Origin of the sequence: Massilia sp. TSP1-1-2 (assembly GCF_049896185.1) — a bacterium.
Lineage (GTDB): Bacteria > Pseudomonadota > Gammaproteobacteria > Burkholderiales > Burkholderiaceae_D > Telluria_A.
The window spans coordinates 1-10,549 of sequence record NZ_JAFCTU010000065.1 but is presented as its reverse complement, the minus strand read 5'-3'; the positions used below and the strand labels follow the sequence as shown (position 1 = coordinate 10,549).

At 64.8% G+C, this 10,549-nt stretch carries 2 protein-coding genes; both read right to left on the bottom strand.

The features are described 5' to 3' along the window. Positions 1-157 precede the first annotated feature (157 nt). Positions 158-1,837, bottom strand: a complete 1,680-nt coding sequence (locus ACP7BV_RS26680) for a ShlB/FhaC/HecB family hemolysin secretion/activation protein (protein WP_426107920.1) — start codon at positions 1,835-1,837, stop codon at positions 158-160. Between the two features lie 62 nt (positions 1,838-1,899). Beyond that, positions 1,900-9,522: a YDG domain-containing protein gene (locus ACP7BV_RS26675; protein ID WP_426107919.1), complete on the bottom strand. Its 7,623-nt coding sequence runs from the start codon at positions 9,520-9,522 to the stop codon at positions 1,900-1,902. Positions 9,523-10,549 lie beyond the last annotated feature (1,027 nt).

Here is a 10,549-nt window from a genome sequence, read left to right as displayed (position 1 = left end):
CGGTCTTCGCGGTGTTTGAACGGCACGTGGCTACCTGACGGGAAACGATGTCAGATTGTACACGGCCCGTCATGCGCAGCGAATTATTCAACAACGCCCATTCGACGGCTTCGTCGATAAACAGGCGGCCTGCGCCGGGCGCGCATACGCTGTTGCGTCAGAAGCTGTTGCTGGCCATTATCCACAGGCGTGGATTGCGATCCGGTGCGCTCGTGGCTGCCTGGCCGCGACGCCATGCCAACGCTGCCTTCAGGTCGATAGTGCGGTACTTGACAGCCAAGCTAAGCCCCGCGCCCTTAAGCGTGAGGCCGTTGGCTCCTTGAGCGTAAGCGTCATGATTGAAACGCACGTGGCCGTGGTCGTAGAACACGCCGGCCTGCACGCCCGCCGCCACGTCCTGGCGCAGTTCCAGGTTGACTAACCACGCATCGTCGCCCACTCCTTCGCCTTGCGGATAGGCGCGTACGCCCTGGATACCGCCGAGGACGAATTTCTCCGACGAATCGAGGTTGTGCGGTGCCCATTGGCCCGACAGCGCGGCCAAGGCCGAAGTGCGCGACGCCAATGCCTGCTGGCGGTTGGCACCGAACTCGAACTTGCGGTAACTGCCGTCGGCATGCGGGCCGGCTTGATCGGCCAGATAAGCGGCCGGAGTATCGATGTCGAGCTGCCCCATTACTGCGCTGGCGCGCCAAGTGCTGTAAGCACCTCCGCCAAGGGCGTCGGTCACGTCGCCGTAGGCTTCCACGGTGCCGGCCCTGATCGACTTGTGGGTGTCGGTGCCGGTGGAGCGGATGCGGTCCTTGAGCTTGCGCTGGTCTAGCGCGCCGCGCACCCAGACGTTGGCATTCAGGCCGCGCAATACTGGATAGCTGGTCTGCAGGCCGATAGTATTGGCTGTGCCATCGGCGTCCAGGTTGGTGAATTCGCGTCCCAGTTCGTAATGACTGGACGACAGGTTGGCGCCCACGCGCCAGCCGTCGCCGTTTGCCGGCAGGTCGTACACGGCGCGACCGTACAGGAGCTTTTCGTTCGTATAGATTGCGCGCAGACTGAGGCGGTCGCCGATGCGGGCAGGGCTGTTGATGTCGACGTGGCCGTTCAGGCGCGTCTGGCCGGTGTAGCGGTTGCCGTAGTTGTCCAGCGAAATGTCGCCTTCGCGCGATTTGCCGGCCGCCGCCGAAATCGCCAGGTCAGAGGCGCCAACGTTCTTGCCTGGCTTAAGGATGCCGTTGACGGCGCCCACGGCGGGCAGATCGGCGATCAGCAGCAGCTCGCGGTCCAGCTCCGGCGTGCGGATTGATTTGCCCTGCAGGGCTTGGGCAGCCACCACGTTTTCGAGCATTGGCGTGTGGACGATCGAGCCATTCTGGATCGACGTCGAGCTCAGGCTGCCTTCGAGTACCACGATGCGCACCGCACCGGCGCGGATTTCCTGGGCCGGCACAAAGGCACGCGCCACAACAAAGCCGCGCGTCCGGTACAGCTGGGTGATGCGCGACGCTGCCTGGCGCAGTTCGCCCAGTGTCGCCTCCCGTCCGGCCAGGCCGGCCACCATCGGCTGGATAGCGCTCGAAGGCAGAAGCGTGTTGCCCTCGACGTTGACGGCCGTGATGGCAAAGCGCACGGTGGCGTCGGCCTGGGTATCGGTTTCCGGCGGCAGGCTCAGCGTCGGTGCGGCCGGCAGGCGGGCCGGTGGCGTCAGCTGCTGGAGTTGGCGGAGCGTCTGGCCGGCGTCCGGCTGGACAGTTTGTGCGAGTGCGCCGCTGGCGGCCAGGGCGGTCAGACCGGCCAGTGCGGCGCGCTGCAAGTGGGTCAGACGGTTGGTTCGCATCATCTTGATTTTCCTAGCATTATTAACTGCGCCGCTGGCGCGATGTCCCTGGGTTTGAGGATACCTCATAGAGCGGCATCCTTGTCCGACCCTTGCACACCGAGTGGCAGGCGCATGCCGCCGTCGCCGATACTGAAGGCGCGGCGCATGGACAGGTTTTCGCGCGTGATGGCGCTCAATGCCGATGGCGCGGCCGGCGCCAGCGGATCGGATACCGTTTCGTCGCTTGCGCTGACGCGCGCCAGGCCTTCCTGCACCTGCACTGCGGCCAGCGTTATCGGATGGTCGGCAACCGTGTTGACCGGCATGCTGGCATAGACGCCTTCCAGCGATGCAGGTCTGGCGATCAGGCCGATCTTGCCGCTGACGTCGCCGGCTGGCAGCACGTAGTTCGACAGCAGGGTATTGGCACCGGCGCTGTAGGAATCGGCGCCAAGTTGCACAGTGACCAGTTTGCCGGCGCCGGCAAACGCCGTGTCGTAAATGCCGGCCACGGTATTGACCTGCACCGCTTCGCCGGCGACCACGTTACCGACCACGTAGTTGAGGCCGGCCAGCGTGGCGTCGGTCTTGCCGTCGGCAATCTTGACGACGCTGCCGCCGAGCGCCACCGTCAACTTGCGTGGCGAAATCGTGGCAGCCGTCTGCAGGGCCGTCGGCATGCTGTAGTTGGCCGCATCGGTGCCGCTAGCTGACACTGTCACCGTGATCGTCTTGCCGGTGCCGGCGTTCTGATCGGCAAATGCACCCGTGGCGCCCAGCGTGATGTTGTCGCCGCTGACGATGCCGCTCGAGGCCAGCGTCACCTGTGCGGAGGTGTTGCCGTCGTACACTTTGTCGGCAGCGCTGGCGCTCCCTTCGATGGCGCGCCGGGTGATCGTCGCGGCGGTCGTCACCTTTGATGCGCCAAACGCGTAGTTACCGGCATCGGCGCCGCGCTTGGACAGGGAGATGTTGACCTGCTTGTCCGCACCGGTATTCTTGTCGGCGAAGGCACCGCTACCGCTGACGGCGACGTCGTCGTCACCGACCACGCCGCTGGCCGTGACCGTGGTCTGCGCAGCGGTGCCGCCGTCGTACACCTTGCCAGCAGCGCTGGCAGCAATGTTCAGCAGCTTGGCTGTGATAGCCGCGCTGCCGCTGGCGACCGTGGGCAGCGTGTAGTTCGACAGCAGTGTGCCGCTGGCGGCCAGGTAGTCGCCGGCGCTTAGTGCAGTGCTGACGCTGGAGGCGTCCTGCACGTTGCGACTGTTGTACTGGCCGGACGTGTTGCCGATCGTGGCACCTTCACCGGCGATGAAGCCGCCGATCATGAATTTGCCCGCGCCCAGGACCGCGGCTGCGGTGCCGTCGTAGACCTTGCCGACGCTGCCGCCGAGCGCCACCGTCAACTTGCGTGGCGAAATCGTGGCAGCCGTCTGCAGGGCCGTCGGCATGCTGTAGTTGGCCGCATCGGTGCCGCTAGCCGACACTGTCACCGTGATCGTCTTGCCGGTGCCGGCGTTCTGGTCGGCGAATGCACCCGTGGCGCCCAGCGTGATGTTGTCGCCGCTGACGATGCCGCTCGAGGCCAGCGTCACCTGTGCGGAGGTGTTGCCGTCGTAGACTTTGTCGGCAGCGCTGGCGCTCCCTTCGATGGCGCGCCGGGTGATCGTCGCGGCGGTCGTCACCTCTGATGCGCCAAACGCGTAGTTACCGGCATCGACGCCACGCTTGGACAGGGAGATGTTGACCTGCTTGTCCGCACCGGCATTCTTGTCGGCGAAGGCACCGCTACCGCTGACGGCGACGTCGTCGTCACCGATCACGCCGCTGGCCGTGACCGTGGTCTGCGCAGCGGTGCCGCCGTCGTACACCTTGCCAGCAGCGCTGGCAGCAATGTTCAGCAGCTTGGCTGTGATAGCCGCGCTGCCGCTGGCGACCGTGGGCAGCGTGTAGTTCGACAGCAGTGTGCCGCTGGCGGCCAGGTAGTCGCCGGCGCTTAGTGCAGTGCTGACGCTGGAGGCGTCCTGCACGTTGCGACTGTTGTATTGGCCGGACGTGTTGCCGATCGTGGCGCCTTCGCCGGCGATGAAGCCGCCGATCACGAAGTTACCCGTGCCCAGGGCCGCAGCTGCGCTGCCGTCGTAGACCTTGCCCACGCCGGTGAGGCTGACGCTCAGCGCCTTCGACGTGATGGTCAGCGAGCCGTTGTTCAGAAGCGTCATGTCGTAGCCTTGCTGGTCCGAGTACAGCCCGCCCAGCGCCGTGTAGCTGCCGACGTTGCGGCCGGGAGTGTACGACGCGGCGCCAAGCACGTGGCCTGGAGCCAGCGTTTCCGTGTAAAGCAGCCGCGTGACGACGCTGGTATGCAGCGTGCCGTCGTAGACGTGGCTCTCGGAGCCGCCAGCGCCGGTGACGGTCAGCGCAGTCAGCCAGTAGCTCAGCAGCGGAGCGGCCAGGCCGTCGTAGCTGCGCCACGTGGTGTTGTGCGCGCCAGTGTCGGCCAGGTCCCAGCCGGTGAAAGTAGCGGCACTGTTCATTTGCGCCGTGGTCTTGCCGGCGGCCAGGGCGCCGATCGTCGCTTGGTCGTTGTTGGCGAAGAGCTGGCCGCTACGGTTCAGGTCGAAGTAGCTGTCTGTGACGGTGGCACCGCCCGCGCCGGCGTAGCCGCCGCTGCGCGCAGCGCCGCCGACCGCACCGTTGGCGTAAGTGTACTGCACCGTGCCGGCTGTTGCCGCGCCGGCGAAGCCGCCGACCAGGTCGTTGCCGGTAACGGCGCCGGTGGCATAGGCGTGGCTTACGTCGGTGCCGGTCACCAGTTCGCCGGCGAAGCCGCCGACGCGGTCGCGCCCGCTCACGGCGCCGCTGGCATACGCCACCGAGATGTGAGCGGCGCTGCGGCCAGCCAGGCCACCGACCGAGTCGCGTCCGGTGACGCTGTTGACAGCATACGAATAGCCGATGCCGCCGTTGGCTGCGGCCAGGCCGACCAGGCCACCGACGTTGTCGCTGCCCGGTGCATTGACGGTACCGAAGGCGCGGGTAAGCGTGATGCCGCCGGTGGAAGTAAGCGAGCCGACCACGCCGCCGATGTTGCTGCCGTTGCCTGTCACTGCGACCGGGTTGCTGCTGGTAACGCGGTTCACCGAGCCGGCATTGCGGCCGACGAAGCCGCCGACGTTGCTCGCGCCCGTCGCACTTACCGCGCCGCTGGCACTGACTGCGGTGCCGCCCGAACCATAGAGGGCGATTGCATTCAGGCCAGCGAAGCCGCCGATATCGCTGCCGCTGCCGCCGACAGCGCCCGTGGCGCTGCTCGAGCCGATCAGGCCGGCATTGGCCGCGCCGACGAAGCCGCCGACGCTGCTCACACCTGCCACGCTGCCGCTGGCCTGCGAGGCGCTGATGTTGCCCAGGCTGATACCGGCGAAGCCACCCGCACTGGTGCCGCTGGCCGTGACGCTGCCGCTGGCGGTTGCATTGATGATTGACTTGAGGGACTCGTTGCGGCCAACAAAGCCGCCGACGATGGCGCCGCCGATCACGTTACCACTGGCCTGGGCATTATTGACGGCGCCAGCGTTCGAGCCGAGCATGCCGCCGGCCACCGAACCGGTGGTAGTGACGGCGCCGCTGGCTGTGGCGCTGAGAATCTCCCCTGAGTTGACACCGATCAGACCGCCGGAATTGACGCCGCTGGCATGCACGCTGCCGGTGGCGGACACATTCTGGCTGGTGGTTGGCGTGGCGCTGCCGCCGCCCGCCGTGCCGATCAGGCCGCCGACAGCGTCGACGCCGGTCACGTTCCCGCTGGCCGACGAGCCGCTGACGATGGCGTGGCCGTACAGGCTGCTGGTCAGGCCGATCAGGCCGCCGATATTGTTGCTGCCGGTGACATTGCCACCGGCTGTGGAGGTGGTAACGCTGCCATTCTGCGACCAGCCGAGCAGTCCACCGACATAATGGCGACCTTGCACGGCGCCGGTGGCGTCGGAGCCGCTGATCGACTTGCCTGCCTCCAGGAAGCCGACCAGGCCACCCGTGTAGTCAAAGCCAGTGACGGCGCCGGTGGCGTGCGAATCGATGATGCTTTCCCAGCTGTCGCCAACCAGGCCGCCGACGCCCGAGTTGGTGTCCGAGCTCGACACGGTGCCGGATGCGTTCGACGCGGTGACGTTGGCGAAGCTGTTGCCGATCAAGCCGCCGACGCGGTAGACGCCGACCACGTTGCCGGTAGCCGACAGGCCGCTGACGGCCGCGCGGTTTTCGCCGATCAGGCCGCCCACGTTGGTCGTGCCGGTGACGTTGCCGGACGCGCTGGCCAGGGTGACGGTGCCGGTGTTATAGCCGATCAGGCCGCCCGTGTAGATCATGCCGCTAACCGGTGCGTTGCTGCTGGAGCTGGCGATGCTGCCGCCGATCTGCTGGCCCGCAAAGCCGCCGACGTAGTTGCCGCTGCCGGTGACACTGCCGCCGACGGCCACGCCGGTGATCGTGCCCCGGTCCTTGAAGCCGACCAGGCCGCCGACGGAGTTGGTTCCATTGACGGTGCGGTTGACCACGGTGGTGCCGGAAACTGAACCGACTTCCATACGGCCATACAGGCCGCCAGTCTGGACGTAGCCGCTGACGGTTCCGGTACCGACCGAGCCGTCGATCAGGTTGACGTTGGTGACGATGCCGGCCAGGCCGCCGACCAGGTCGGCCGTGCCGGCCACGTTGCCGCTGGCGGAAACACGCGTGAAGTTGCCGTTGCGCTGATTGCCGACCAGGCCGCCGATGCGGTTGCGCCCGCTCACGTTACCGGTGGCAAAGGCGTCGCTGATGTTGCCGGCGCCACGGCCGACCATGCCGCCGACATAGTCGCGGCCCTGGACGTTGCCGGTCGCGCTGGAGTTGCCGATGGTGCCGTCGTTCCAGCCGACCAGGCCGCCGATGTATTCCATCGTCGCCACCACGTTGCCGCTGGCGATGCTCGACGCGATACTGGCTAAGGAACCTTGAATGCCGACCAGGCCGCCGGTGTTATGGGTACCGTTGACCGCGCCGCTGGCCGTCGCATTAGTGACAACGGAGTCGTTGCGGCCGGCCAGGCCGCCGGTAAAGCCCGCGCCCATCACCGCGCCGGTGGCCTGGACGTTGCTGATGGTGCCAGCATTATTGCCGACCAGGCCGCCGGTCATGTCGCCGGTGCCGGTGACGACCGGGCCCGCCGTGCCGCCGTTGCCGGTGTGCGCATTGGTGATAGTGCCGGTGTTGCGGCCGACCAGGCCGCCGACCTGGGTCACTCCCGACACCAAGCTGGTGGAATAGGCGTTGTTGTTAATCGTGCCGGAATTCAGGCCAACCAGGCCCCCAACCATGCCGGTGCCACTGGCACTTCTCACATTGCCACTGGCGTAAGACGCGCCCAGCGTGGCCATAGAAGTGCCCACCAACCCGCCCACGCGACCGCTGCCAACAACGGCGCCGGTCGCGTAGGAACTCGTGATCGTACCAGTCGATTTACCGATCAGGCCACCTGTGTCAAGCATGCCGTTGATGGCGCCAAGCGCGTAGGAGTTGCTGATTGCCCCTTCGTTATAGCCGATCAGGCCGCCGGCAAAGGCGCCTTCGCTGTTGACCACGTTTCCGCTGGCATGCAGGCCGCTAAGCGCCGCGTAATTTGCGCCGATCAGGCCGCCGACGTTGGCCACGCCGTTGACGCTCGCAGCGGCGCTGCTGTCTTCAACGATGCCGTTTACAAGGTTGGTACCGATCAGGCCGCCGCTGGACTTGCCGCCGACGTCGGCGGTCGCGCGTGCGTCGCGCACGGTGCCGGCGTTGGTACCCACCACACCGCCGACCGAGACATTGCCGACCACGGTGCCGCCCAGCACGCGCACGTGTTCAATAACGCCATAGTTACGTCCGGCAATGGCGCCAAAGTGCTCGGTGGTGCCGGTATCGTTGTTGGTGAAGGCTGGCGCCGTCATGATTATGTTCGACACACGACCTGTGGCAGAAATCTCGCCGAATAAGCCGAGCAGGTCTGCCTGGCGGTTCACGCGCAGTTGAGCGATGGAGTGACCCAGTCCTTCGAAGTGGCCGCTGTAGGCGCTGCTGCCATTGCCTACCGGAACAAAGGCATTGCCGCCGTTCCAATTGATCGAGGCGCTAGCGTCGATGTTTGAGCCGACCGCGTAGTTCTGCGTCAGGTCGCCGTTCATGCCCTGCAGGTCGGTGGCGGACGTGCTGTTGACCGCGCCGAGCGAATTGATCACATAGTAGGTCTTGGCAACGCCGTCCGAACCGAGCAGGGTACTGAAGTTAGTACCGGTTGGCAGGTTGACGGTGACGCCGGAGGCGAGGCGGTATACCGCCATGTTGCTAGCGGCTACGTCGCCGAGGCCGAAGTGCAGGGAGAGGGCGGCACTGCCGCTGCCTCCAAGGTTGGCATTGATGTTGATGTCGCGCTGGGCTTCCAGTGTCAGCGTGTTGGCGCTCCAGGTGACGGGATCGTTGATATGAATATCGCCATTGCCGCTGGCCACGCCGCTGGTACTCTGGATGGTCACGTTGCCGCTGGCCAGCGCAGTGTCGAGCTGGGTGCCAGTCATATCGCCGCCGCTGGCAGCAACCGTGAAGTCGACCGGGTCAATCAGCCAGTTCCCGGCCTTGCCGGCGCGCGCTGCAGTGGTCACGCGCGCGCTCGAGTGTAGCTTCACGTGTGCGGCTGAGGTGTCGACGAAGCCACCGTTGCCCCCTTGCGGGGCCGACGCGTCGAGGGTGCCGCTCAGTTGCACGGTACCGACCTGCATGTCGCCCTGAAGTACGATCACGCCATGGCGGTTTTCGACGGTGCGCGCCTCGATCACTCCTTCATTGTTGACGACAGCGCGCGCCAGGCGATCGGCGGCGGCAGCGGTGAGGTGGACCCGACCGCCGTCGGCCTGGATCAGACCGTGGTTGGCGGCAAGCGCGTTAAGCGTACCGCGATCTACCGAAAACGCGGCCAGGCCGGCGCCGTCGATTTTCAGCGTCACGGCATCGGCGGCGGCCAGCCGCACGTCGCCGCCGTCGGCCCGCACAGTGCCGGTGTTGATGACCTGAGCGCCGATCAGCGCGACATAGCCGTTGGGAGCCGCGTTGATGCTGCCAGCATTAACGACCGTACTTTTGCTGTTGCCGGCGAAGTCAAGGCGGCCGGCCATAAAGTCGGCGTTACCGATGTCGCGCGTGGAGGCGAGCACGCCGGCGGCGCTAACCTGTGCGCCCGCTCCAAACAGCACGCCGTTCGGGTTGACTACGAATACCTGTCCGTTAGCGTTGAGGCGCCCGAGAATCTGGGTCGGGTCTTGTCCGATCACGCGGTTTAATGCGATAGCGCTCGATGATGGCTGAACGAAGTTGACGACGGAGTCGCGCCCAATGTTGAAATTATGCCAATCGATCACGACGCGCGCCGTACTCTGGTTGATGGTCATGTTCGGGCCGCCCTGCGTGATCGTGGCTTGCCCCGCGACAACGCGGCCGCCATCGGGTATGGCTCCGGCGTTAATGGCGAACGCCCCTGAGGAGGCAACCAGCCCGGCCAGCGCGGCTGCCAGCACGGTACCGGCACGCTTGCCTTTGCTGCGTGCCGTTTCCGGTGCTGGTACATAGGCTTGTTGCTTATCGTTCCAAACTAGGGTGTAGGAACGGTTCATGGAGGCGTGATTGAACATTGCTGACCTTATCAAAGCGAGACGTGGAGACAATGGCAGTCCAATAGTCATGGACCACGTAATATCCTGGCAGAAACAAATTGTGCGGGATCAGCCGGTAAATGGCGAGTGCAATTCATGGTTTGCAGCGAAAAACAACGGTTTATCGCCGTGCCGCAAGTGATTGATATCAAAAGAAAAGCGAATCGATATTTGAGGGGACAGGGAATTATCGACTTCTTAGCCGTGCAGCGAAGTAAAAGCCGGACAATTCAAGAGGTAAATGTCGGACTTCGCGCAGAAACGAGGTAAAAGTCGGACAGAAGCGTCCCTTGGGATTTCCAGTGGGGCCCGGTTAAGTGGCTACCTGATCGGATTCGGCGTAACGGGATCAGTGATGAAGTTCACTCACTTTGACTAATCCGGGGTGTCGACTCCCACATCGGGCTAACGCTGTCTCAGCATTCCCCACGTCTAAGTTATGCGGCAGCTTCATGCAGGATCGGCAGCCTCAGTCCGTGCAATGACTGGTTTCGATATCGCAAGAAGTAGGGTGGGGTCGCCACGGCTGCGTACGCACCGGTCTGTGGCTGAACGCAGCGATCATACTTGAGTGCCCGCTGTCGCCCCACAGCGGACCTTCGGCGCTTAGTGGTATTGCCCGAACCAAGGCGCCTGCATCGTGGGTGGATACGGCCAGTCAGGCCGCCGCTTTACACACGGGTGACACCAAGATGCTTTGCAATTTGGTTCACAGACACCCACGGCTCAGCTTTTATGGTAGTGCCCCACTGTAACGGGTCCGATTAGCATAAAGTCGGTTCAAAACGCACAAGAATTAGTATATCACCTTGCCAAGTGACAAGTTTTGGCCTAGTTGCCCGACCATGGCCCTCGCGTGCTGGCTTCCTCAACCACTCAGGACCTACGCCTTGCTTATCCCACAAGGCGGCGTTGTTGAATAATCCGCCGCGCATGACGGGCCGTGTACAATCTGACATCGTTTCCCGTCAGGTAGCCACGTGCCGTTCAAACACCGCGAAGACCG

Coding starts and splice junctions, on each gene's coding strand:
- ACP7BV_RS26680 (WP_426107920.1), bottom strand. CDS start 1,837: ATGATGCGAACCAACCGTCTGACCCACTTGCAGCGCGCCGCACTGGCC.
- ACP7BV_RS26675 (WP_426107919.1), bottom strand. CDS start 9,522: ATGTTCAATCACGCCTCCATGAACCGTTCCTACACCCTAGTTTGGAAC.